Origin of the sequence: Ralstonia pickettii (genome assembly GCF_030582395.1) — a bacterium.
In the GTDB taxonomy this organism is placed as follows: Bacteria; Pseudomonadota; Gammaproteobacteria; order Burkholderiales; family Burkholderiaceae; genus Ralstonia; species Ralstonia pickettii_D.
Genome location: NZ_CP104383.1, coordinates 234,953 through 257,856, shown reverse-complemented (window position 1 = coordinate 257,856; position 22,904 = coordinate 234,953). Strand labels below are relative to the sequence as shown.

Below are 22,904 nucleotides of genomic sequence, written 5' to 3'. Positions count from 1 at the left end.
GCCCTCGTGAAGGGACTTTCTGGCTGATTCCGCAGCATGCAGCGGCGCACGACCGATGGGCCGTGCGCCGCCGAGGGTTTACTTGCTCCGCAAATCGACGACGGTCGGCTGACCGTCGACCATATCAAAGACGGCCCACACCGCTTGGCCCTCCTTGAAGTGCTGCAGTGATGCCTTGTCCTTGACGGCAAACGTCATCGTCATGGCGCCCATGCCGAGATTGTCGATGGCGCCGTGCTTAAGCGTGACCTTGCCGGTGTCGAGGTAGATCTTGCGGACCTCTGCTGCCACGGGCTTGGGCGCCTGCTTGGTTTGACCAGCAGGCTTCATGTCCATACCTTCCATCGGCGTGGCCGCAAAGGCGGCTGGAGTCGACGCCAGCGTCAGGGCGAATACAACAGCGGAAACGTAGTTCATCGTGAGACCTTGTCATGAGAGGGTGGTTGGGGAATGGATTGCCCGCTGCCACGCCTGCGCAGCAGCAGGTAGACAGCAGGAACGACAAACAGGGACAGCAACGGCGCGGTGATCATGCCGCCGACCATCGGCGCGGCAATGCGCTGCATGACTTCGGAGCCTGTGCCGTCCGACCACATGATCGGGAGCAGGCCAGCCAGGATGACGGCCACCGTCATGGCCTTGGGGCGTACACGCAGCACGGCGCCTTCCTGAATCGCTTCCAGTAGCGCTTGGGTAGAAGTTTGACCGTTTTCCTGCCGCTCGGTCCAAGCGTGTTTGAGATAGAGCAGCATGATCACGCCGAATTCGGCCGCCACCCCGGCGAGCGCAATGAAGCCGACGACTCCGGCCACCGACAGGTTATAGCCGAGCAGATACAGCAGCCAGAACCCGCCGATCAGTGCGAGCGGCAGCGTGCCCATGATGAGCAGCGCCTCGTCGATACGGCCGAACACGAGGTACAGCAGCACGAAGATGATCAGCAAGGTGAATGGTACGACCACCTGCAGCTTGGCACTCGCACGCTCCAGGTACTCGAACTGCCCTGACCAGCTCAGCGCGTAGCCCGCCGGCATCGGCACCGCCTTGGTCACTGCTGCCTGCATGTCCTTCACCGCCGAGCGCAGGTCGCGCCCCCGGATATCGACATAGATCCAACCCGAGAGCCGGGCATTCTCGCTGCGCAGCATCGGCGGGCCCTGCACGACGCGGATGTCCGCGACGTCGGACAACACAATCTGCTGGCCCCGGTCAGTGACAATCGGCAAACGCCGCAACTGCTCCACGGAATCCCGATAATCGCGCGGATAGCGGAGGTTGATCGGGAAGCGGGCCAGGCCGTCAACCACCTCACCGACATTATCGCCACCGATGGCGGATGACACGATGCTTTGCACGTCGTCGATGTTCAGGCCGTATCGGCCGGCGGCCTGTCGGTTGATGTCCACGTCGATGTATCGTCCGCCGGACAACCGCTCCGCTAGCGCAGAGGTGACACCCGGCACGGTTTTGACGGTCTCCTCGATCCGAGTGGTCAGTCGATCGATCTCCTTCAAGTCCGTGCCCGCCACCTTGATGCCGACCGGGCTCTTGATGCCGGTGGCGAGCATGTCGATGCGGTTGCGGATCGGTGGCACCCAGATGTTGGACAGCCCCGGCACCTTGACCACGCGGTCGAGTTCTTCCACCAGTTTGTCGGTCGTCATACCGGGGCGCCACTGGTCGTGCGGCTTGAACTGGATGGTGGTCTCGAACATCTCGATCGGCGCCGGGTCCGTTGCGCTGTCCGCGCGCCCAGCCTTGCCGTACACGCTGGCCACTTCGGGAACCGTCTTGATGAGGCGGTCGGTCTGCTGCAGGAGCTGAGCCGCCTTGCCGGCCGACAACCCAGGCAATGCTGACGGCATATACAGCAGATCGCCCTCATCCAGCGGCGGCATGAATTCGCCGCCTGTGCGCAGGATCGGCCAGGCCGTTGCCCCCAGCAGCACAATGGCGATAGCGACCGTCGCCTTGGGATACGCCAGCACCTTGGACAGCATTGGCTGGTAGAGGCGGATCAGCCAGCGGCTGAGCGGGTTCGATTGCTCGCTCGGGATACGCCCGCGGATCAGGTAGCCCATCAGCACAGGCACCAGCGTGACCGACAACCCAGCCGCTGCCGCCATCGAATACGTCTTGGTGAACGCCAGCGGCGAGAACAGGCGGCCCTCCTGCGCCTCCAGCGTGAACACGGGGATGAACGACAGCGTGATGATCAGCAGCGAGAAGAACAGCGCCGGCCCCACTTCTGCCGCCGATTCCCCGATCACGTTCCAGCGCTCGTGGCCTGTGAGTTCGCGGCCGGGGTTGTCCTCGAGCCAATGCTCCAGATGTTTGTGCGCGTTCTCGATCATCACCACGGCCGCGTCGACCATGGCGCCGACGGCGATGGCGATGCCACCCAGCGACATGATGTTGGCGTTGACGCCCTGGTATCGCATCACCAGGAAGGCCGCCAGGACGCCCAGCGGCAGCGAGACGATTGCCACCAGTGCCGAGCGCAGATGGAACAGGAACACCAGGCACACGACAGCGACGACGATGAATTCCTCGATCAGCTTGTGCGTCAGGTTGTCCACCGCGCGCTTGATCAAACCGGACCGGTCGTAGACAGGAACGATCTCCACGCCTTCGGGCAGACTGGTGCGCAGCGTGGCGAGCTTGGCCTTGACGGCTTCGATCGTCTCCAGGGCATTCTTGCCTGAACGCAGGATGACGACGCCACCTGCCACCTCGCCCTGACCGTTCAGTTCCGCGATGCCACGGCGCATCTCGGGCCCGAGTTGGACGGTGGCGACATCGCCCAAATGCACGGCGATGCCCGCATCGTTCGTCATCAGGGGAATCTGCCGGAAGTCGTCGAGCGTCTTCAGGTAGCCGCTGGCGCGGACCATGTACTCGGCTTCGCCCAGTTCCAGCACGGAGCCACCGGTCTCCTGGTTGGCACCCTTGAGCGCTGCCAGCACCTTGGCCTGTGTCAGGTTGAACGCACGCAGCCGGTCCGGCTGCAACACCACCTGGAACTGCTTGACCATGCCGCCGACGGAAGCGACCTCCGCGACGTTCGGCAGGGCCTTCAACTCGAAGCGCAGGAACCAGTCCTGCAACGCCCGCAGTTGGGCCAAGTCGTGCCGGCCGGTCTTATCGACCAGCGCGTATTCGTAGATCCAGCCCACGCCGGTGGCATCCGGGCCCAGCGCCGGTTTGGCCGCCGCAGGCAGGCGGGACTGCACCTGGTTCAAGTACTCCAGCACGCGCGAGCGTGCCCAATACAGGTCAGTCCCGTCCTCGAACAGCACATAGACGAACGAATCGCCGAAGAACGAGTAGCCGCGCACCGTCTTGGCGCCCGGCACCGACAGCATGGTGGTGGTCAGCGGATACGTGACCTGGTTTTCCACGATCTGCGGCGCTTGGCCAGGGAACGGCGTGCGGATGATGACCTGTACGTCCGACAGGTCGGGCAGCGCATCGAGCGGCGTGCTGCGCGCGGCCCACAGACCCCAGGCCGTCAGCATGACGGTCGCTAGCAGCACCAGGAAGCGGTTGCGGATGGACGCGAGAATCAGCCGTGCGATCATGGCTTGCCCCCCTGATCCGCGCCGGCCGGCTCGACCGAGGACAGGACTGCCATGCCATCGTCATGCAGTTGGAACCGGAAGCGCACACGGTCCCCAGGCTTGAAGCGCTTTGGCAGGCCGGAGGGCGGTGCGGCAAAATCCATTGTCATCGCGCTCCAGTGCGCGGACGGAATCGCGCCATGTGAGATCGTCAGGCCTTCGCTGGTGACAGCCTCAATGCGGCCGACGCCTTCATGCTCGATGGCGGCCGCTGCGGGCGCGGAGGCCGCAGGTGGCGATGCCATGCGTTGGGCGGTGCCGCGCAGGCTAGCTTCCGAATCAATCAGGAACTGCCCGGAAACCACCACCTTCTGTCCCGCGCTCAAACCGTCGGTCACTTCGGTCTGCCCATTGGCTTCGGCTCCGGTCTTGACTTCGATGGGGTTGAAGCCGCCATTGCCGGCGTCCACCATGACGATCGTGCGCGTACCGGTGCGAATCAACGCCTCCGTGGGGACCAGCAGCTTGTCCGGGCCGGCTTGCGCGCCAAACCGCACGTTGGCGAACATGCCGGGCAAGAGGCGGCGGTCCCGGTTCTGGAGTTCGACGCGCACCTTGACGGTTCGCGTATTGGCATTGACGTCGGGCAGGATGGCATCCACCTTGCCGGTCAGCGCGTGTCCAGCGATTGCCGTCGCCGTGGCCGTCACCGCCTGGCCCGGGCGGATGGCCGATGCTTGGCTCTCGGGAATCTCCGCCAAGACCCACACGGTGGACAAGTCGGCAATCTTGAAGAGCGTCATGCCGGGTGCGACAGCCATGCCGTCCCGGACCCCGACCTCGGTGATGACGCCATCGATGTCGCTGGAAATCGCCAGCCGTGGCTGTGGCTTGCCGGTGGATTCGACCAGCCGGATCTGCGCCTCCGTCATGCCGGCCTGGCGCATGCGCAGCAACGCTGCGCTGCGCAGGTCCCCCTGCAGGGCGTTGGCCGTACGCGAAACGGCCAGGTACTCCTCTTGTGCGGCGACCCATTCCGGCGCGTAGACGACGATCAGCGGTTGCCCGCGCTTGACCGGGTCTAACGTGGTTTTCGCGTACGCCCGTTCGACAAAGCCGGCGGCGCGCGCTTGAATGATCTCGATGCCGCGCTCGTTGATGGCGATATTGCCGGGCACTTCCAGCATGGCGTCCAGCCGGCCGGTCTTGACCTCAGCCGTGCGCACAGCAAGATTCTGTGCCACACGGCCATCAACCGTGACGGCGGCGCTCCCGCCGGCGCCATTCTCGTAGACGGGGGCAAGCGGCATGTCCATGAAAGGTGATTTGCCTGGTTTGTCGAAACGCTGGCCAGGTGCCATGGGGTCTTGCCAATAGAGAATCCGCTTGCCCGTCTTGGGATCGATGTCGCCCGCTTTGAGCGGGGCATCGGCGGCTTGGGCAGATGCTGCCGCCTGCGTGGGCGCGCTCCGCTGTCCCTGCCTCACGCCAAGGTAGTAGGTGGCGCCCATGCCAAGGCTCGCCAACACCAGACTGGCTGCAATGCGCGCAAAGATGGTTCGGTTCATGGTTGAACTCCAACGTTGGAGGTCGGCTGGTTTGCCGTGGGGAGCGGTTTGAGGAAGGCGAGCTCGGCCCAGAGTTGGGCCGTCGACGCTTCGAGCTTGAGACGTTCCAGCGCAAGGTCGAGTGCCTTGCGGCTTGCCTCGGCGACCGCGGCGAGCGAACCGCTTCCAGTCCGGTAGGACGTTAGCGCTGCCTCGGTTTGCGCGCGCGCTAGCGGGACGGTCGTGGTTTGATAGCGATCCAGGCGGCGTTGGTTCAGTCGCAACGTCTCGCGCTTGCCCAGAATCTGGCCCACCATGTTGCGCCGCAAGACTTCTGCTTGAGCGCGCGCGGCATTGGCTTGCGCCAGCTTGGCCGAGACCTCGCGGTCCTGGCGGTTCTTCTGATCCCAGGGAATCGGCAGGGAGACGTTCAACGACACCATGTTGGCGTAAGCCGGTCCGCGCTGGCTATACATCAGCTCCACCGTCACGTCGGGTGTCTTGGCCGCACGAGAGACACGTCCTTCAGCGTCCGCCATGGCGGCTTGCGCGCTGGCAGCGGCCACATCGGGCAGGGTATCGATGGCCGCGTCGTCCAGCGCGTCGAGCCACTGCGGGACGTCGAACCTGGGGGGCGCGGCGGGCGGGCGGCTGGATGCGTCGCCTACCCAGCGCCGCAGCATGGCCTTGGCAGACGCTTCCGTCGCCCGGGCCTCGTCGGTCCGGTCTTGCAACTGCTGCCGTTCAAGGCGTGCAGCTACGATGTCGGCGCGTGAGCCGCGATTGCCGCGATAGGCCGCCTCGGCTGCCTCGACCTGCAAGGCGACAGAGGCTGTTTGTTCCGCCAGCAGTTGAACGGTACGTGCGGCATACCAGCGGTCAAGCCAGGCTTGCGCTGTGCTGCGCTGGACGGCTGCCAGCGCGGCGACACGCTGTGTTTCGGCCGCGGAGGCCTCGGCGTTGAAACGTTCCGCACGGGCACGGCGCTTCTCGGTCCGCGTGAGCTCTTGCATCACGCTGACCGAGCGCATGGTCATGAAATCGGTGCCGATGGAGAACCGGTCGCTGCCATCGGCGGGAACATTGTTCACGCCGAATTTGAGGACAGGGTCGGGCAGTTGGGCTGCCGCCACGGCCATGTCGAGCGCCGACTGTACACCGGCGCGGGAGGTTTCCGCGTCGGCGGAGCGGGACGATGCCAAGCCGATCGCTTCCTGCAAGGAGAGCGCATCGGTCTGGCTATACGCCAGATGACTGCTTAAAAGCAGCAGGACGGCGAGCGCGAGCAAGCGCCCACCGCGTGGGGGAAAACGCAAAAGCATAAAGCCTCCGGAAAGCAACGACCACCTTGCCGGTTAGGCGGCAAGGCGTGAGAGATACGTCGCTTCGGAGGCTACGTGCGGAAACAGCAGTTCAGGATGGGAATCGGGGGTGGTGGTGCACGGGGCGCCACATCGGCGAGCAAGACCGATTGGCCGTCCGCCATGATGACTGGCTCGGCCGTGATCATCCGGATCAGGACGGGCAGGAAGATGGGAATCTGCGGCGATACGTGATTGGCCGACTTGGTGCCGCTCTGGCAGTGCTCAAGACAGAGGCCGTCATGCTGGTGCACATCCTGCTGCGCCTGCATGGCCATCTCGGGGCACGACTGCACCATGGCACCGGCGTCGGTCGCATCGGCCATGGTGGGCATGACCTCCGCTGAGCCGCGGCTTGCCGCACAGGCGTATGCTGCCGCTGCCAGTTGAACTGTCAGGAAAGCGATGACTAGGAATCCGGCGAACCACGGCCGGCGAAGCGATGCGCGCACGTTCTGCAGATGATGTGATTGGATCGAATGGTAACAGCGGCTACGCGCGATGTGCACGCGGACGCGGCTTATGATCGAACGGGTTGATCTGCCGCAAACGTGCCATCGCGCGATGGGCGTCCTGCCGATAATGCAGAACGCCCCACCGTGTTATTTCGGCGCTTGAATCATGTCTTGGCAGGGCTGCGGCATCGCAGGCATGCCAGCGCTTTTCTGCGCTTGCGCTGCGCGGATCTGCGCAAGTTTCGCGTTGCGAGCTTTCTCGATGACCTGCCAGTCTGGCCCGGCAATGGCCGTCAACGATGTCAAAACAGCCGCCAAGCCGACAGCGGAAAGAATGACCTTCTTCATGGTGATGCTCCAGTGATTTCACGCGGGGCCGGCATGAATGCCGGCTTAGCAATTTGCGTGGCGTATTCGCTTACGCCGCTATACGGATGCCGCACTGCAAAAAGGCGCGATCCGTAAAGCTAAATGGAGCGGGCTCGGGGTGGCCGTTCGAGCGGCACAGGAACTGCGGAAATATAGACAGGCTCCTGGGCGGGAACCAGGATGTGCATCCCCTTGGCGCCGAGCGGCATCGCTGGGCTGGAAAGCGCCCCGATCACAGCGCAGAAAGACACGCAAGGAGCGGTGTCCGTGCAGTCGGAACCACTCTGGGCATGGCCGTCACCGGTGATATGGCAGGGGTGTCCTTTCTCGGCTTGTACGACATCATGCGCTGTCGACAGCCCTGGCAGACCCACAGCGCCGTGCATCTGCATTGATGCCATGGGGAGCCCGCGCGCAGGCAACGCCACGGCAAGCAGCACGATCATCAGCATGCGCCAAAGGGGATTCATCGCGCGCGGATTTTTGTCAGATGTTGCGTAGGTTCAAGCTAACGGTCAGCAGGTATGCGTCACGCACGCCTGTTGACCAATTCTGGGCAGTATTCACCTTCCCACAATGGCAACGTCAAGGTTTCTTTGATGGTTCCTGCTGTTTGAGCATCTGGTCCATCATCATCTGCATCATGTCCATGCGGTTTTCCATCATGTTCATGCGCTGCTCCATGGGCATGCCCGAGCCGCCCATCATCGGCGCCGCACCGCCGGCCCCCATCCCTTGACCGCCCATCATGTCCATCATCATCGGGCCGCCCATACCGTGCATTGTCTGCATCGTGTCCTGCATGGCCTGCATGTGCTCGGCCATCAGACGTTGCCGTTCCTTCGGGTCCTTGGTCTGATGGATCTTGTCCATCTGGGCCTGCATCTTCTTCATCTGCTGACGGGCTTGCTCGAAGCGCTTTTCCGTATCCGCAGAGTTTGCCGTGGCAGGGGCAGTCTTCGCTGGGGTTGCCGCACTAGGCTGGCTCGCTGCGGCGGGGTGGTGCTCGTCAACGGCCCAGACCGATGCACTGGCGATCAGCAGCGCGCCTGCTACAAGAAAGCCAACATGCTTGTTGTTCGTCATGGTGCTGCCTCCTGAAATGATGGGATTTCATTTTGATATGCGATCGGTGGTCGCCAGTTGACGTATCACAACGAATTGCTCTCGCTTGACCCGTATCAACCTCCCGTTCCGGGCGTGGAACACACTGCAATCGTAGTTGTGCCCAGACCTAATCAAGTTAAACAATCAGCACATCCGAGGTTGGCATGCCAAGCGATTCCATCGGACACCATCGTGGCGATCAAGTGGTCGGTCGGCAGAGCGCGCTGCGCATCGCTCAACCGGTCGTCGATGCCGGTCGCGTGCGCGATCCGGTTTGCGGTATGGAGATTTCCCCTGCGCAGGCAGCAGCCAGCACGGAAGTCGGGCATCAGCGCTATTGGTTCTGTTCTCGGCACTGTGAGAAGACTTTTCTCGCTGATCCGGCGCGATATCTCTCGCATGACGCGCATGACGCGCATGACCACGACGGCGCGGCCCATGATCACGCGCCAACCGGAGTTGCTGCGGTGTCCGCAAGCACGAAGCAACTGGCCAAGGACCCCATCTGCGGAATGATGGTTGACAAGGCCACTGCCTTGTCCGCAGAGCGAGGAGGGCGAAAGTACTACTTCTGCAGCGAGAGCTGTCTGCACACGTTTGAGTCGCCGGAGTCCGAACTGAAGGCGATGAAGACGCGCGTCACCATTGCCTTGACCGGTGTGCTGGCGTTGGCGGTGTTACGCGCCGGGGCGTTTCTGGCCTTGGCTGCAGGTGCGACCCTGCTGACTTGGGCGCCCATTCCGGCGCTGCCTTGGTTCACATGGGGAATATGGCTGTTCCTGCTGGTGACCCCCGTACAGTTCATTGGAGGTTGGAGCTTCTACAAAGGCGCGTGGAACGCGGTCCGCACGCGCAACATCAACATGGATTTCCTGATCGCGCTGGGTACGTCGGTAGCGTACTTCTACAGCGTGGTCGTGTTGTTCTTCCCATCCTGGTTGCCGGTGAAGGTGGCCGAACGCGATGTCTACTTCGAGGTGTCCGCGGTCATCATCGCTTTTGTGCTGCTGGGCAAGTACATGGAGGAGATCATCAAAAAGAAGTCCTCCGCCGCAGTCCGTCGCCTGCTTGACCTCAAGCCCGCTGTGGCGCACGTGATTCGCGATGGCAAGGAAGTCGAGATTCCCGCCGAAAGCATCATGGTCTCGGAGCTGGTAGTGGTCCGCCCCGGCGAGAAGATTCCAACCGATGGCAAGGTGACGGACGGGCAAACCAGCGTGGACGAATCGATGCTGACCGGGGAGTCGATGCCAGTTGACAAGAAGCCTGGGGCAACGGTGATCGGCGGTACGCTGAACCGGTCAGGCGCCTTTACGTTCCAGGCGACCCGCATCGGTGCGGATACGGCGCTGGCGCAGATCATCAAGATGGTAGAAGACGCGCAGGCAAGCTCGGCACAGATTCAGCGGCTGGCCGACCAGGTGACCGGCTATTTTGTGCCGGCGGTCGTGGGCGTTGCACTGCTGGCTGTCATCGGATGGACGCTCGCGGGGCATTTCCCGCAGGGGCTGCTCGCCTTTATTGCCGTGCTTATCATCTCCTGCCCGTGCGCTCTGGGTGTAGCGACGCCTGCCGCCTTGATGGTCGGCGTGGGAAAAGGCGCGGACGCCGGCATCCTGATCCGCGGCGGCGAAGTGCTCGAACGCGCTGAGAAATTGACCACCGTTGTCTTTGACAAGACGGGCACGATTACGCGCGGCGAACCGACCGTGACCGATATCCTGCCGCTTGGGACACACCAGGAAGCCGAGCTGCTCAGTATTGCTGCAGCGGTCGAGTCCGGCTCGGAGCATCCGCTGGGCGAAGCGATCGTCCGTGCCGCACAGCATCGTGAGCTGGCGACGCGTAAGGCGAACAACATCCAGGCGCTGTCGGGGATGGGTATTCAGGGGGCCATCGACGGCCAGCAGGCCTGGCTAGGAAACCGGCGCATGCTCGCGCAGCAGGCCATCTCAGTCGATACGATTGAAGCGACGCTGGCCGGGCTGGAGGCTGATGGCAAGACAGCGATGCTGGCGGGGATCGGGCATGAACTGCTTGGCATCATCGCCGTGGCCGATACGGTCAAGCCAGAGGCGTCAGAGGCCATTGCCATGCTCAAGTCGCGCGGCATCAAGGTGGTTCTGCTCAGTGGGGATAACCAGCGCACCGCGCAAGCTATCGGGCGGCAGGTCGGCATCGAGCGCGTAATCGCAGAGGTCATGCCGGAAGACAAGGTCAAGACCATCCAGGGCTTGCAGAAGGACGGCGAGGTGGTTGCCATGGTCGGCGATGGGGTCAACGACGCGCCCGCGCTCGCTGCGGCGGATATCGGCGTCGCTATCGGCTCGGGCTCGGATGTGGCCAAGGAGACCGGCAGCATCATCCTGATCCGCAATGACGTACGCGACGTGGCGGCTTCCATCGAGTTGTCCCGCGCCACGATGCGCAAGATCAAGCAGAACCTGTTTTGGGCCTTCTTCTACAACACCATCGGCATTCCGGTGGCGGCTTTCGGCCTGCTCAATCCCATCCTGGCGGCGGCGGCGATGTCGCTGTCCTCGCTTAGCGTGGTGGCGAATTCGGCCATGCTCAAGCGCGTGCGGCTGACAAGTAAGGCGCAGGAGGTGCCGGCATGAAACCCGCTGTCTGGTTCTGTGCCGCCGTGGCGACGGCGCTGGCCGCCGCCATCCTCTATTGGTACGGAATCTCACTGTTCTCGGTGCTGGTTGCGCTGATTCTCCTGGCCTGTCCGGTCTGGGTGATCTGGATGAGTTTGCGTCTTTCACGGCAAACCAGACGAGAGGTTGAGGCGGCAGTGGAGCGGGAACTGAAATCGCGTAGGAAGTCGTAAGACGGAGGTGGAAAATGACCTGGCTTTCGCAAAACCTGATCTGGATCGTGCTGGGCGGATTGGTGGTGGTGTTCCTTTGGCGCAGCCAAGCGATGCGCTCCAGAGGCGGCGAGGGTGCCGGCATGATGCACGGCGCTCCAGATGCAAACAGTGACCCAGTGACCGGAAACCGGGTTGACCCGACCCACGCCATCACGGCCAATTTTGAAGGGAAGACGTTCTACTTCGAGTCTGAGCAATCTCGCGCGGTCTTTCAGCAGAATCCTTCACGTTTCGTCCACCAACACCATCGCCATCACGGCGGGTGCTGCTAGCCAGCCTTTTTTCAAGCCGATTGCCTGTGGACGAGGAGGCTCGCATGAATGATCAAATGAACCCTGAAGATGGGCCGCACGCGGCGCACAGGACAGTCTTCAGGTCCAGGTGGGTTTTGATAGGCTTCCTGCTTGTGATCGCCTATTTCCTGTTCACGGAACATCGGGCACACGTGATCCCGTTCCTGCCCTTCCTGTTGCTCGCTACTTGCCCGTTGATGCACCTGTTCATGCACCACGGCCACCAAGACGAAGGGGGCGAGCCGTCAACGCACGTACATCCAAAGGGAGAGTAACGATGCAGCACGACACACAATCCGGCTACGGGCTCTGGTCGTTGGTCATCATCAACTCGGCCATCTTCATCATCTTCGCTTTCAGCTTCACCAAGCCAAAGACCTCGCGTGACTGGCGGTCCTTCGGGGCCTTCTCGGCGTTTCTCGTGGCGCTGTTTACGGAGATGTACGGGTTCCCACTGACGATCTACTTGTTGCTGCCCTGGTTGAGCAAGCATTTTCCCGGTATCGATTTCCTCTCTCACGACGCGGGGCATTTGCTGGAGGTGATGTTCGGCTGGCGCGCTAATCCGCATTTCGGGCCGTTCCACATCCTAAGCAACCTGCTGATCTTCGGTGGTTTCATCATGCTCGCTTCCGCCTGGCGGGTGCTGTATCTGGCGCAGCAGCAGCACCGTCTGGCCACCGGTGGACTCTATACCCGCATGCGCCATCCGCAATATGTGGCGTTTGTCCTGATCATGCTCGGCTTCCTGCTGCAGTGGCCGACGTTGCTCACGCTGATCATGTTTCCAGTGCTGGTCTGGATGTATGTTCATCTCGCGCTGACTGAGGAGCGAGATGCGCTGGCCGAGTTCGGCCGGGCATACGAAGCGTATTGTGAGCGCACACCACGTTTCATCCCCCGTTGGAGCAGTGGTGCGTCGAAGGCGTCGTCTCATTGATCACGACATCCTCGGCAGGAGGCAACCCTTCGCAGCCGCTGTAACAGAGTCCGCCACTCTGATCCTCTTCTCCACGTAATGCACGTTGGCTTGGCTGGCGGCGCCCGAACCTTTCGTGGATTTCATGGGCACGCTTTTCCATGGCGTAGATTTCAAGCATCTGCCGGCCAACTGCTCACGTGATGGTCCCTTCTGTATCCCGCCATCATGTTTGTAGTACGGTTCTTTGCGGCGGGCGCCTTCTTTTAGTCGCCGCACAACGGCCAGTTAGGTCAAAGAGAAAGCGCTGCCCGCTGAGGCTCGCGTTGCTAGTGCGCTTGGCCGGCAAATTCGAGCGCCCGTTGATTGGGCCATTGCCCATGTCTGGATCATCACAACCGCCCATTGGATATGCAGCTAAGAGTCGCCGGAAACCTCACCGCACGTCAGTGTCGCAAGCGCTGCAAGCTTGGCGAACCGTTGCTTCTCCAACGTCGCAGTCACGATGGTCTGATGCCGGAATATAAGACTGCGCAAACGAGTAGGGCCAAGATGGCCCGTAAAGCCACTGGAATGCCGTCTCGGCCACCAAGTCGCGCACTGACCGACCTGTCTCAAGTGTGTGTGTCAGCGTGGCGCTAAGCGCTTCTTCCGAAGCGCGCCAGATATTGTCTTCCCCGGCTTTTCGCCTGGAGGCCCTCACGCCCGCAGCCATGGCGGCTACGAGCAACAGCCATGGTTGGAACCGCTCGGACCATGCATAGCGCGTCCAGCGCATCGGATGGCTCCATTTCAGCCATTCAGCGCTCCACGGCGTTGCCAGCGCGCGCACGGTTGGGCTCCAGAACTGGTCATACAGCCGTTCGTTGATTTCCGAGACGGCGCGCACATGCTCGAACAGGGCACGCGGGTATGGGAATTGAATGTCTTCGACGCGACGCGGCTCAAACGTGACCCCGCGTTGGGAGTTGTTCTGTGGCGGCGCATCGGAGTGTTCCGACAGCTTCATCTCGTACAAGCCGGGCGGCAGCGCCTCAATCGCATCGAGGCTTTGCAGGATCGCGCGATGCTCGTGACGCGCCACGCTTGCGGAGACGAAAATGCCGAGGTGTCCGACATGCGGGTTGGTGAGATACACGATTCGCTGGCCGGCGGCGACCAGAGCTTCCGTACTTTCGTACACGACGGGAATCCAGCCGAGCGCCTGGTGCGGTGGCGTGATGTTGTCGCCGTACGAGGCAAAGATGACGATCGGTTTGCAAATGCGCCGTAAGTCGACCGTGCACTTACCGTCGACATGCACTTCGCCGGTTTCCAACTTGTTGCCGACAAAAAGATCCTGGATGGTTGCGACCAGTTCTTCCCGGCTGAGAAAGTAAAAGCCATTCCACCAGCGCTCGAATTCCAAAAACCGGTCACCTTCACCATCCGGATCGGCGAAGACAGTGTAGAGCTTGGTCCAGAGCGCGGACTCAGGCTTGAGTGCCTCGAAGTTCTGTACCAGCCATGCACCGTCAAAACGGCCGTTGCCCAGATCGGCAAGAAAGTTTGCTGACCACACGCCGCCGGTGAACGCCCCGAGCAGGCGCATCGGGTTGACGCCTGCTTCGCCGGACCAGTACGAGAGCGGGGAGCCGTTGAGCACCGCAGGGCAGGCGACGCGCTCGCAGCAGTGGGCAGACAGGAGCATCACTTCCCAGCCGGCCTGGCAGTTGCCGTAGAGCACCGGCGCCTGCCCGTCATGCCGTCGCGCGACCTCCTCGACGAAGGTACGAAGCGCGTTCAGGACGTCGCCAAGGGTCTGTCCGCGGCAGGGGGCCGGGAAGAAGCTGACAAAGTAGACAGGATGGCCTTCGGCGAGGGCCATGCCGACTTCCGAATCGCGCTTGAAGCCCCCAATGCCCGGTCCGTGACCGGCACGCGGGTCGATGACGATGACGGGGGTTGCATCCGCCCGAACCTGTCGCTCCAGGTGGTCGGTGCCACAGCGCGTGATACGGAGCAGGGCATAGTTGGCCGGGCGCTCGAAGGTTCGCGCATCCAGTAGCAATTCGTAGTCGAAATGCAGCGGTGGCGGCAGGCCGGCCTCCTCATGGGCCAACATATTGTTGGCGCGTTGCCGCAGGATATCGATGAACAGAATCCACCGCTGCGTGACATCCACCCAGTAGTCCCACCCTTGCTCAAGAGGGGGCTCGGCAGGTGCCGGCTGTGGCTCGGCCTGGTGGTCCGGTTCGCTAACCAACCGCAGCGCCGGGGCTGCTACACCCGGCGCCGATCGGGCCGGACGTCGTTTGCGCTGTACCGTACGGTCTGTCATCACACCACCTCATCACTTCCTGTGAAAGTCGTGATGTCCGTCACCAGACAGTGCGGACACGGGCTGCAAATCATGCGGTGCAACTGCATGGGCCTTGTAGGCCAGCTTAGCCGCATCGGGCCGAACTTCGTTGTCGCAGGTCAGGTGAATTGAAGCGCGGGCTCTTTTCTGAGCCCGCGCGCAGACTTACTTGGTATCGGGATGGAAATGCTTGGACTTGTCCCTGCCCTTGGTGTCCTCGGCGGGGGCGGCCGCCGGCGCGCTGGCGGCGGAAGCGCCAGCTTTCTCGGCGACGTGCGAATGCGGTTTCATTTTGTGCGCGCCGGAGGCTTCGGATGCCATGGGCATGTCGTTGTCCGTGGCAAATACGCCGGCCGACATGGATGCGGCGGTTGCAAGCAGCAGTGCGGAAAGGATGGTTTTGCGGTTCACGTTGTGTCTCCTAGCGATAAAAGTTGGCGGTTCAGTTTTGCAGTCCATTCTGGGTGATGAGGGGCCACTATTGCACTGACTCCTGCTGGATAGCGACCGTGGCTTGATCCATGTCAAGCCGGATCGGCGCTCCATGTCTCATTTCACCCAGCCAATAGCAGGATGTTTGGTCTCGTACGCCATGCCCCAATGCTCTTGGGCAGGGGCGGTGGGTGCGGGGATGGTTTCCATGAGCGGGGTATCGGCAGTCTGCCAACTGCTTCCCGATGGGAAGCTGACCGGAAGGTGACTTTTCTGTCATGCATTCCAGTTGCTTGATCTTCAGGTGCATGTTTCTGGCACATGGGGGCTGAAATGGCGACGGGTAAGCTATTACCTGCTACGCAATTGGATCGAATATGCCTTGATCCAGGTAAAGCGATGCCGCCCATAAAGGTGTAACGTGAATTGTGCTTGGGGTTACACCTTGGGTTTCACGAGGAGGTGCACGATGATGGTTCACGGGTTCGACATGGCCGGCTATGGTCTCGCTCACTGGATCACGTTTGCCGTCATGGCGGTGGTATTGCTGTATCCCATCGGCCGAATCCTGATGCGGATCGGGTTGTCGCCTTTTTGGGCCATTCTGGTGCTGGTGCCATTCTTCAACCTGATCGGGCTTTGGGTGCTGGCATTTGTCGAATGGCCACGGCAAGGGTCTGGCCGTCCTGGCTAGTCGGATGCCATGAAATCGTTCAGCTGCCCGGATGGCACCATGGTTCGCAAGGCCATTCCCTCTCTGGTGTCCGCGTGCCTTGTGGCGTTTGCTGCCGCATGCATGGTGGGTGGGGCTTGGGCTGAGGAACCAGACGGCCGCACGCTCGTCGATCGCGTCGATACCCTGCTGTGGGGCAAGACGCTGCAAGGCGAGTTCCAGATGACGATCACCACACCGCGCTGGCAGCGCGCGCTTGACCTGCGCGCCTGGATGGAGCGGCCGCGGCGCTCGTTCATCCGCGTTCTGGCGCCGGCCAAGGAGGCCGGTATTGGGTCGCTGCGTATCGGCTCGGAGATGTGGAACTACCTGCCCAACATCGAGCGCACCATCAAGATTCCGCCGTCGATGATGCTGCAGCCCTGGATGGGCTCCGACTTCACCAACGACGACTTGGTCAAGCAAAGCAGCGCCGTGGATGACTACACGCATCGGGTTCTCCGCACGGAGGTGCTGAACGGCGCCGCGTCTTACGTGATTGAATCGATTCCCAAGCCGGATGCCGCCGTCGTGTGGGGAAAGATTCTCTACTGGATTCGGCAAGCGGATACGATTCCGCTCAAGCAGTATTACTACAACGAGCGCAACGAACTGGTGCGGGTCCTGACGTTCTCCGACGTTGGCCCGATGGGTGGCCGCACCATTCCGACCAAATGGGAAATGCGCCCCGTGAATGATCCAGGCCACGCAACCGTGATCGTCGTCAAGGCCGCGCGCTACGACCAGCCGATTGACGACGAACGCTTTACGCAGCGCAATCTGCAAAAGCCATGAATGCTGCAGCCGATACAGTCGTCAAGCTCGTAGGTGTCTCCAGGCTGTATCGGCAAGGTGCCAGCGTCGTGCATGCGCTGCAGCATATCAATCTGGAAATCCGCAAAGGCGACTTTGCGGTGCTGGTAGGGCCGTCCGGCTCGGGCAAGACAACGCTCCTGAACGTGATCGGTGGCTTGGACTCACCCACCGAAGGCCATGTCTGGGTCGACGGCAGCGAGATCGGGACACTGGGTAAAGCCGCGCTTTCGGACATCCGCTTGCGCAAGATCGGCTTCGTCTTCCAGGAGTTCAATCTGATTCCCGTTCTTTCCGCGCTAGAAAACGTGGAATTCGTGATGCTGTTGCAGGGGGTGCCAGAGATGCAGCGCCGGGACCGCGCCATGACGCTGCTCAAGGAACTGGGATTGGAAGGGATGGAGCACAGGCGTCCGCAGCAACTCTCCGGTGGGCAGCAGCAGCGCGTGGCGGTGGCGCGCGCCATCGCGGCCGAGCCGATCATCGTGCTGCCCGATGAGCCGACCGCCAATCTGGATTCCAAAGCCGGCGCCGCGCTCATGGACATGATGAAGGCCATGAATGAACGGCGCGGCGTGACGTTCGTGTTCTCCACCCACGACCCGATGGTGGTCGAACGCGCGCGGCGGGTCATTCGCCTGCGTGACGGCCGGATCGAAGCCGATGAGCGCCGACCGCCATGATGCTGCTGCCACTCGCCGTGCGCAATGTGCTGCGCAACCGCAGGCGTTCCGCCATCACCATCTCGTCGATCGCCATCGGCCTAGCGGCGATGATCTTCAACTGGGGATTCACCGCTGGCATGAACCGCGAGATGGTCGAGAACACCACGCGGTATTTCGCCGGCGATGCGCAGGTGCATCTCAAGGGCTACCACGACGATCCGATCCTTGATCTCGCCATGCCAGACTCGGCCCCCATCCTGCATGCCGTGCGCAACGAGGCTGGGGTGGCAGCCGCCAGCATCCGCCTGGAAACCAAAGCGCTGGCCAGCCGGGGCGACAAGTCGCGCGGCCTCATGCTCGTCGGCGTCGAGCCGGCAGACGAGGCGCAGGTGACGATGCTCTCGGACGCCATCGTGGCCGGGCAGCCGCTGACGACCGGCGCGCCCGGCGTGCTGATCGGGGAGATGCTTGCTGAAGCGCTCGCGGTGCGGCCCGGGCAGAACATCGTGTTCGTGGGGCAGGGCTACGACGGCTCGATATCGAGCGGAAAGTATCCGGTGCGCGGCATCTTCCGCAGCAAGATCGACGATCTCGACGGCTACGTCGCCGTGATGCCGCTGCCTGTTGTGCGGGAGTTTCTCTCCGCGCCCGGTGGCGCCACCGCCATCGCCCTGCGGCTGCGCGAGCGCTCGCGCCTGGAGCCGGTCAGCGCGGGGCTCGCCGAGCGCCTGGGAGATCGTTACGAAGTCGTGGGGTGGCCACGGCTGCTACCGATGGTAGCGGTCAGTTCGCGCTTTCACGAGGTCACGACCTACGTGGTGCTGTTGGTGTTCTTCGTGGTGGTCGTCTTCGCGGTGGCGAATCCTGTGCTGATGTCCGTGATGGAGCGCACGCGCGAATTCGGCATCATGCTTGCCGTCGGCATGAGCCGCACGCGCGTGCTTCGGCTGGTCCTGTATGAATCGATCCTTCTGGGCATCGTTGGCCTGATCGTCGGCAACGCCGTCGGCTGGACAGTGACGGCGTATTTCGCGCGCGCGGGTATCCATCTGCACGGTTTTGAAGCCGGGCTGCGCACGATGCCCGGGCTGTCCGACGTCGTCTATCCGGTGGTGAGCGCCGAGCGTGGCGTCGTGCTGTCAGTGGCGGTCTTCGTCATTGCCGGGCTGGCGGCACTGTATCCCGCTGCCAAGGCCGTGCAGTTGCGGCCCATCGAGGCGATTCGCGGGCTACCCGCTGCCATGCGGGTGTCGTCACGAAACACGGGCGATTCCCGCTTGCCGGTGTTCGTGCTGCTCGCACTGCGCAACCTGCTGCGCAATCCACGCCGCACGGCCCTCATGGCCGCAGGCGCTGCCTTCGGCATCGTGGGCTTTGTCTTCATCCTGGGGTTTTTCGACGGATTCTTCGACCAGACGATCGAGAACTCCACGCGTTATCTGACGGGGCACATCCAGGTCGAACGCAAGGGCTTTCGCAAGGATTATGCCCCCGAGCTTGCCATCGACGATGCCGTCTCGCTGCTGCAAGCCGTCCGGGGCACGCCTGGCGTGATTGCGGCTGCGCCGCGCACCCAGGTCCAGGCGTTGGCCAGCACGGCCTCGAAATCCGAAGGCATCATGCTCATCGGCATCGATCCGGTGGCGGAGGCTAAGGTCACGTTCATTTCCCGCACGGTTGTCCAGGGACGGGCGCTCATACCTGGCGCCGATCGCGAAGTCATGATTGGCCGCAGGCTCGCCGACAAGCTCGGTGTCCGCCTGGGCGAGAAGATCGTCGTCATGGCCCAGGCCGCCAACGGCGAGCTCGGCACGGCAGCCTACGGGGTGGGGGGCATTTTCTCGACGGAAAGTGCCAGTTTCGATGGCGCATTTGCTTTTGTCACGCTGCCAGCGGCGCAGTCGTTGCTTGCGCTCGGTTCACGCGTTTCCACCATCAATGTCCGGCTGGAGGATCGCGCGCACGTGTCCGCTGCCGTTGCCCTGCTACGCGCGCGTATCGGTGGCACCGACGTGACGCTGATACCGTGGCAGGAACTCTTGCCGCAGCTCGAAGACATGGTCCGGCTCCTGCGCGTGGTGAGCAGTATCATCCTGGCGGTGCTGCTTCTGGTGATTACCACGTCGGTCATCAATACCGTGTTCATGGCCGTCACCGAGCGCACGCGCGAGTTTGGCGTGATGCTGGCGCTTGGCACGTCGCCCGCCGCCTTGAGGCGCATGGTCGTATATGAGTCCATCGCCTTGCTGTTGATCGCGTCTGCCGTCGGGTATGGCGCCGGCATTGCGCTGGTGCTGTATCTTGGGCATGCCGGTATGGACCTGTCGAGCTTCTTCGCCGGATATTCCGCCATCCCCGGGTTGACCGGCATCGTTTATCCGCGCATTTTCGGTGCGACGGTGGTCCCGCCGGGTATTGCGCTGTTGATTGCCGGCGTGCTGGTTTCGCTCTATCCCGCGGCCAAGGCGGCGCGGCTCGATCCAGTGCAAGCGATACGCCATGTTTAAGCAAGCCGTGCCGTTCGGACTTCTGGCGGCTCTGGCCTTCGGAGCCTCGGCGCAGGAGACGTCGCAGTCCGGGTTGAAATTTTCCGGTTACTACAAGAGCTTGCTGGAGGAATCGGAAACCATCGTGCCCGGCGGGCAACGCTATCTGCTCGATCTCAATCGCCTGCGGCTGCAGTTGCAGGGCAAGCTCTCCGAGCACGTCGCCGTGGATCTGCAGTACGACAACGAATTGCTGTTCGGCAGCTACCTGCACACCGCACAGTTCGCAAGCCAGAGCAGTCTCGCGCCGGATCAGTACCTGGATCTCGACGGCAATTACCTGCGTGGCGGCTCGTACTACGGCCAGCACCGGCTGTATCGCGGCAACGTCACCCTGTCATCGGGCGACACCGATGTGCGCATCGGGCGGCAGCGCATCGCATGGGGAACGGGCCGTTTCTGGAGCCCGCTCGACCTGCTGAACCCCCTGAACCCGACTGCCATCGAGCGCGAGGAGCGCGTGGGTGTCGACGCGGTGCTGGCCGAGCACAAGCTGGGGCCCATCTCCCGCATCAGCGCTGTGTACGCGCCGGGGCACGGTGGCGCGGACTCCAGCGCGGCATTCAATTGGCACGCCAACACGCATGGCGTGGACTATTCCATTGTCGGCGGGCGCTTCGGCAATGAGCAGGTCGCCGGCTTCGATCTCGCGGGGCAGATCGGCACGGCGGGCATTCGTGGTGAGTTCACGCAAGTGCGTGCCAAGACTGGCTCGACCTATCAACGTGCCGTTCTCGCGCTCGATTATGCGTTTGCGAACACGCTCACGCTTAGCGCCGAGCTCTACTACAACGGCGCCGGCACGACCAATGCCGCCGCGTACGATTTCACGTCGCTGTTGACCGGCAAGATTCGCAGCGTTGCCAAGCACTATGCTGGTGGCTACATGAGCTACGAAATCACGCCGCTGCTCAAGTGGGAGGGCTATGTGGTGGTCAATTTGGACGACCATAGCCGTTTCGTTTCGCCCCTGCTGACCTATTCGATCAAGACGAATCTCGACTGGCAGATCGGCGCCCAGTTCTTTATGGGCAGCAGTGGCAGTGAGTTTGGACATTTCCATCACATCTACTACACGCAGATACAGTGGTTCTTCTAAAACGATAGTGCTTGCCGGCTGTCGACGTCCGGAAAGCTGGGCTCGGATGCGTGCATGGCGCGGCAATGGGGAAGGTGGGCAACGAGGAGAAGGAACATGGGCGTCATAACGCATGCGAATCCCGAACCAGCGGTGCGCGAGCGGGTGCCCGCTGAACTGCCACGGCTCTTGTACATCCTGCGCGCATTGGCCGGGGCAGGGTGGGCGCATTATGTGGAGCGGCTACGGATTGGCCGTGACGCACTCGAAGCTTCAGTTGAGGCGGTGCAAGCGACCGATCAGGATGCAAAGCGGCTGAGAGCTACGCTCGAAGGGCTGGGGCCCGCGTTCGTCAAGTTTGGCCAGCTTCTGAGCCTGCGGCGCGATATGTTGCCGGAGGTCTATATCGAGGAGCTGCAACGGCTCCAGGATGATGTCGCTGTTTTCCCTGGCGAGCAGGCGCGTGAGATTGTCGAGCGTGAACTGGGCAAATCCGTTCACGCGTTGTTCACCAGTTTCGATGAGACGCCCCTGGCTGCCGCGTCGATCGGCCAGGTCCATACGGCGCAGTTGATTGACGGCACCAGCGTGGTGGTCAAGGTGCAGCGCCCCGGCATCGAGCCCATCATTCATGCCGATGTCAGGATCATGCGCTTCTTGGCCCGTCAACTGGAGCGGTATGTGCCGGAGAGTCGCCGATTTGGCCCGGGCGATCTGGTGGAAGAGTTTGCCCGGCTCATCAACGAAGAATTGGACTATCAAGTCGAGGCGCGCAACGGCGATCTCCTGAGGGAGAATTTGCAGGATGATAAGCACGTCTTCGTGCCCCGCATCTTTTGGGAGCAGACCAGCCGACGTGTCTTGACCATGGAGCGCAGTTTCGGCAAGAAGCTTACGCATATTCCGTCGTCCGAACAGGAGAGCCGACGGCGCGTGGCGCAGGCGCTGATGGCATCGTTCTTGAAGCAGGTCTTCGAGGACGGCTTCTTTCACGGCGACCCGCATCCGGGCAACGTATTTTTGCTGGAGGACGGCCGGCTTTGCTTTCATGACTTTGGCATCATGGGACGGCTGTCCGCCTATGATCAGGAAGCCTTGGCCCAGTTGATTCTCGCCGTCAGTTCCGGCGAGGTGTCATGGATGGTGGATGCCTATTTCGAGATGGGGGTGGCGACCGAGGGGGTGGATCGTGAGGCATTTACCCGCGATGCTTCGCAGGCACTTGACGCATACTACGAAGCCGCCGGGAAAGGCTATTCGTTCGGCGAAATTGTCCGCCAGTTTGCGCTGCTCAGCCAGCGCCATCGGATCAAACTGCCGCGCCAGTTTCTGCTGGTCTCGAAAGCGTTCATGCTGGTCGAATCGCAAGCGTTGACGCTCGCCCCGGACTTCAACGCACTCGCGTCCTTGCGGGAATATGCGCCGCATTTGCTCGGCCGCAAACTATTGCAGGGGGCGAATGTACAGACCGAGTTCAGCAGGGGATTCCGCACCTTGCGCGCGCTGCATCACGCCGCCGCCTTGCTGCCCGACATTCTGAACCGCACGGTGGAGGCGCTCAGCAGCGGTAAGGCGACGCTGCATATCAAACACGACCAGTTGCAAGGATTGGAAGCGCATATCGACCGTGCAAGCAACCGGCTGAGCTTGAGCTTGATTATTGCGAGCGTCGTGATTGGCTCCTCAATCGTCATGGCGTTCCACAGCGGTCCGCACTATGCGGGCATTCCAGTGCTGGGGCTTCTGGGTTTCGTCGTCGCCAGCGTGATGGGCCTCGCTTGGGCGGTTGCGATCCTGCGATCAGGAAAGTTCTAGAGGCGCCGCTACAAGC

At 62.3% G+C, this 22,904-nt stretch carries 20 protein-coding genes; 11 read left to right on the top strand and 9 right to left on the bottom strand.

Features of this window, described 5'->3' with window-relative positions:
• Positions 1-78 precede the first annotated feature (78 nt).
• From N5B55_RS24880 to N5B55_RS24850, 7 genes are all read right to left on the bottom strand, one after another.
• Entirely contained in the window at positions 79-417 is a 339-nt protein-coding gene (locus N5B55_RS24880) for a copper-binding protein (protein ID WP_004635229.1), read from the bottom strand.
• Complete coding sequence (locus tag N5B55_RS24875; RefSeq protein ID WP_004635226.1) at positions 414-3,581, bottom strand: efflux RND transporter permease subunit; 3,168 nt, start codon at positions 3,579-3,581, stop codon at positions 414-416. The genes N5B55_RS24880 and N5B55_RS24875 overlap by 4 nt, the downstream gene beginning before the upstream one ends.
• On the bottom strand, positions 3,578-5,128 hold the full coding sequence (locus N5B55_RS24870; protein ID WP_004635224.1) for an efflux RND transporter periplasmic adaptor subunit: 1,551 nt from the start codon (positions 5,126-5,128) through the stop codon (positions 3,578-3,580). Before N5B55_RS24870 ends, N5B55_RS24875 begins: the two co-directional genes overlap by 4 nt.
• Entirely contained in the window at positions 5,125-6,429 is a 1,305-nt protein-coding gene (locus tag N5B55_RS24865) for a TolC family protein (protein ID WP_004635223.1), read from the bottom strand. Before N5B55_RS24865 ends, N5B55_RS24870 begins: the two co-directional genes overlap by 4 nt.
• 71 nt (positions 6,430-6,500) lie before the next feature.
• The gene (locus N5B55_RS24860; protein WP_009277756.1) at positions 6,501-6,920 is read right to left on the bottom strand and encodes a hypothetical protein; all 420 of its coding nucleotides are present in this window, start codon (positions 6,918-6,920) and stop codon (positions 6,501-6,503) included.
• 150 nt (positions 6,921-7,070) lie between these two features.
• Entirely contained in the window at positions 7,071-7,271 is a 201-nt protein-coding gene (locus N5B55_RS24855; protein WP_004635218.1) for a hypothetical protein, read from the bottom strand.
• A 606-nt stretch (positions 7,272-7,877) separates the two neighbouring features.
• Entirely contained in the window at positions 7,878-8,378 is a 501-nt protein-coding gene (locus N5B55_RS24850; RefSeq protein ID WP_004635214.1) for a hypothetical protein, read from the bottom strand.
• A 185-nt stretch (positions 8,379-8,563) separates the two neighbouring features.
• Here N5B55_RS24850 and N5B55_RS24845 point away from each other — a divergent pair, with 185 nt between their 5' ends.
• Genes N5B55_RS24845 through N5B55_RS24825 form a run of 5 tightly spaced genes read left to right on the top strand, consistent with a single transcriptional unit; the run spans position 8,564 to position 12,507 of the window.
• On the top strand, positions 8,564-11,017 hold the full coding sequence (locus N5B55_RS24845; protein WP_004635213.1) for a heavy metal translocating P-type ATPase: 2,454 nt from the start codon (positions 8,564-8,566) through the stop codon (positions 11,015-11,017).
• On the top strand, positions 11,014-11,232 hold the full coding sequence (locus N5B55_RS24840; RefSeq protein WP_004635211.1) for a hypothetical protein: 219 nt from the start codon (positions 11,014-11,016) through the stop codon (positions 11,230-11,232). The genes N5B55_RS24845 and N5B55_RS24840 overlap by 4 nt, the downstream gene beginning before the upstream one ends.
• Positions 11,233-11,246: 14 nt before the next feature.
• On the top strand, positions 11,247-11,546 hold the full coding sequence (locus N5B55_RS24835) for a YHS domain-containing protein (RefSeq protein WP_004635209.1): 300 nt from the start codon (positions 11,247-11,249) through the stop codon (positions 11,544-11,546).
• Positions 11,547-11,590: 44 nt separating this feature from the next.
• Entirely contained in the window at positions 11,591-11,842 is a 252-nt protein-coding gene (locus tag N5B55_RS24830; RefSeq protein ID WP_004635207.1) for a DUF2933 domain-containing protein, read from the top strand.
• Positions 11,843-11,844: 2 nt separating this feature from the next.
• Positions 11,845-12,507, top strand: coding sequence for a methyltransferase family protein (locus N5B55_RS24825; protein WP_004635205.1), 663 nt, complete (start codon positions 11,845-11,847; stop codon positions 12,505-12,507).
• Between the two features lie 415 nt (positions 12,508-12,922).
• Here N5B55_RS24825 and N5B55_RS24820 read toward each other — a convergent pair whose 3' ends face one another.
• Positions 12,923-14,806, bottom strand: a complete 1,884-nt coding sequence (locus N5B55_RS24820; protein ID WP_004635203.1) for a DUF3141 domain-containing protein — start codon at positions 14,804-14,806, stop codon at positions 12,923-12,925.
• Positions 14,807-14,992: 186 nt separating this feature from the next.
• A complete protein-coding gene (locus N5B55_RS24815) occupies positions 14,993-15,238 on the bottom strand; it encodes a hypothetical protein (protein ID WP_004635201.1) in 246 nt (81 codons plus the stop codon).
• Between the two features lie 490 nt (positions 15,239-15,728).
• Between N5B55_RS24815 and N5B55_RS24810 the strand changes: the two genes are divergently transcribed.
• The 6 genes from N5B55_RS24810 to N5B55_RS24785 all read left to right on the top strand — a co-directional run bounded on the left by N5B55_RS24810 (position 15,729) and on the right by N5B55_RS24785 (position 22,888).
• Positions 15,729-15,953, top strand: coding sequence for a hypothetical protein (locus N5B55_RS24810; protein ID WP_004635200.1), 225 nt, complete (start codon positions 15,729-15,731; stop codon positions 15,951-15,953).
• A gap of 39 nt (positions 15,954-15,992) precedes the next feature.
• Positions 15,993-16,766 (top strand): outer membrane lipoprotein-sorting protein, encoded by a 774-nt coding sequence (locus tag N5B55_RS24805; protein WP_004635198.1) that lies wholly within the window; start codon positions 15,993-15,995, stop codon positions 16,764-16,766.
• Positions 16,763-17,467 carry an ABC transporter ATP-binding protein gene (locus N5B55_RS24800; protein WP_004635197.1) on the top strand — a complete coding sequence of 235 codons (705 nt, stop codon included), beginning with the start codon at positions 16,763-16,765 and terminating at the stop codon, positions 17,465-17,467. Before N5B55_RS24805 ends, N5B55_RS24800 begins: the two co-directional genes overlap by 4 nt.
• Complete coding sequence (locus tag N5B55_RS24795) at positions 17,464-19,956, top strand: ABC transporter permease (protein ID WP_004635192.1); 2,493 nt, start codon at positions 17,464-17,466, stop codon at positions 19,954-19,956. The genes N5B55_RS24800 and N5B55_RS24795 overlap by 4 nt, the downstream gene beginning before the upstream one ends.
• Entirely contained in the window at positions 19,949-21,094 is a 1,146-nt protein-coding gene (locus tag N5B55_RS24790; protein WP_004635189.1) for a hypothetical protein, read from the top strand. The genes N5B55_RS24795 and N5B55_RS24790 overlap by 8 nt, the downstream gene beginning before the upstream one ends.
• Before the next feature lie 96 nt (positions 21,095-21,190).
• Positions 21,191-22,888: an ABC1 kinase family protein gene (locus N5B55_RS24785; protein ID WP_004635187.1), complete on the top strand. Its 1,698-nt coding sequence runs from the start codon at positions 21,191-21,193 to the stop codon at positions 22,886-22,888.
• Positions 22,889-22,904 lie beyond the last annotated feature (16 nt).

What these genes read in the sequence shown, in the direction of transcription:
- N5B55_RS24790 (WP_004635189.1), top strand. Translation starts at nt 19,949, where the DNA reads ATGTTTAAGCAAGCCGTGCCGTTCGGACTTCTGGCGGCTCTGGCCTTC.
- N5B55_RS24870 (WP_004635224.1), bottom strand. Translation starts at nt 5,128, where the DNA reads ATGAACCGAACCATCTTTGCGCGCATTGCAGCCAGTCTGGTGTTGGCG.
- N5B55_RS24840 (WP_004635211.1), top strand. Translation starts at nt 11,014, where the DNA reads ATGAAACCCGCTGTCTGGTTCTGTGCCGCCGTGGCGACGGCGCTGGCC.
- N5B55_RS24880 (WP_004635229.1), bottom strand. Translation starts at nt 417, where the DNA reads ATGAACTACGTTTCCGCTGTTGTATTCGCCCTGACGCTGGCGTCGACT.
- N5B55_RS24820 (WP_004635203.1), bottom strand. Translation starts at nt 14,806, where the DNA reads ATGACAGACCGTACGGTACAGCGCAAACGACGTCCGGCCCGATCGGCG.
- N5B55_RS24800 (WP_004635197.1), top strand. Translation starts at nt 16,763, where the DNA reads ATGAATGCTGCAGCCGATACAGTCGTCAAGCTCGTAGGTGTCTCCAGG.
- N5B55_RS24785 (WP_004635187.1), top strand. Translation starts at nt 21,191, where the DNA reads ATGGGCGTCATAACGCATGCGAATCCCGAACCAGCGGTGCGCGAGCGG.
- N5B55_RS24830 (WP_004635207.1), top strand. Translation starts at nt 11,591, where the DNA reads ATGAATGATCAAATGAACCCTGAAGATGGGCCGCACGCGGCGCACAGG.
- N5B55_RS24865 (WP_004635223.1), bottom strand. Translation starts at nt 6,429, where the DNA reads ATGCTTTTGCGTTTTCCCCCACGCGGTGGGCGCTTGCTCGCGCTCGCC.
- N5B55_RS24835 (WP_004635209.1), top strand. Translation starts at nt 11,247, where the DNA reads ATGACCTGGCTTTCGCAAAACCTGATCTGGATCGTGCTGGGCGGATTG.
- N5B55_RS24855 (WP_004635218.1), bottom strand. Translation starts at nt 7,271, where the DNA reads ATGAAGAAGGTCATTCTTTCCGCTGTCGGCTTGGCGGCTGTTTTGACA.
- N5B55_RS24850 (WP_004635214.1), bottom strand. Translation starts at nt 8,378, where the DNA reads ATGACGAACAACAAGCATGTTGGCTTTCTTGTAGCAGGCGCGCTGCTG.
- N5B55_RS24875 (WP_004635226.1), bottom strand. Translation starts at nt 3,581, where the DNA reads ATGATCGCACGGCTGATTCTCGCGTCCATCCGCAACCGCTTCCTGGTG.
- N5B55_RS24805 (WP_004635198.1), top strand. Translation starts at nt 15,993, where the DNA reads ATGGTTCGCAAGGCCATTCCCTCTCTGGTGTCCGCGTGCCTTGTGGCG.
- N5B55_RS24845 (WP_004635213.1), top strand. Translation starts at nt 8,564, where the DNA reads ATGCCAAGCGATTCCATCGGACACCATCGTGGCGATCAAGTGGTCGGT.
- N5B55_RS24825 (WP_004635205.1), top strand. Translation starts at nt 11,845, where the DNA reads ATGCAGCACGACACACAATCCGGCTACGGGCTCTGGTCGTTGGTCATC.
- N5B55_RS24795 (WP_004635192.1), top strand. Translation starts at nt 17,464, where the DNA reads ATGATGCTGCTGCCACTCGCCGTGCGCAATGTGCTGCGCAACCGCAGG.
- N5B55_RS24810 (WP_004635200.1), top strand. Translation starts at nt 15,729, where the DNA reads ATGATGGTTCACGGGTTCGACATGGCCGGCTATGGTCTCGCTCACTGG.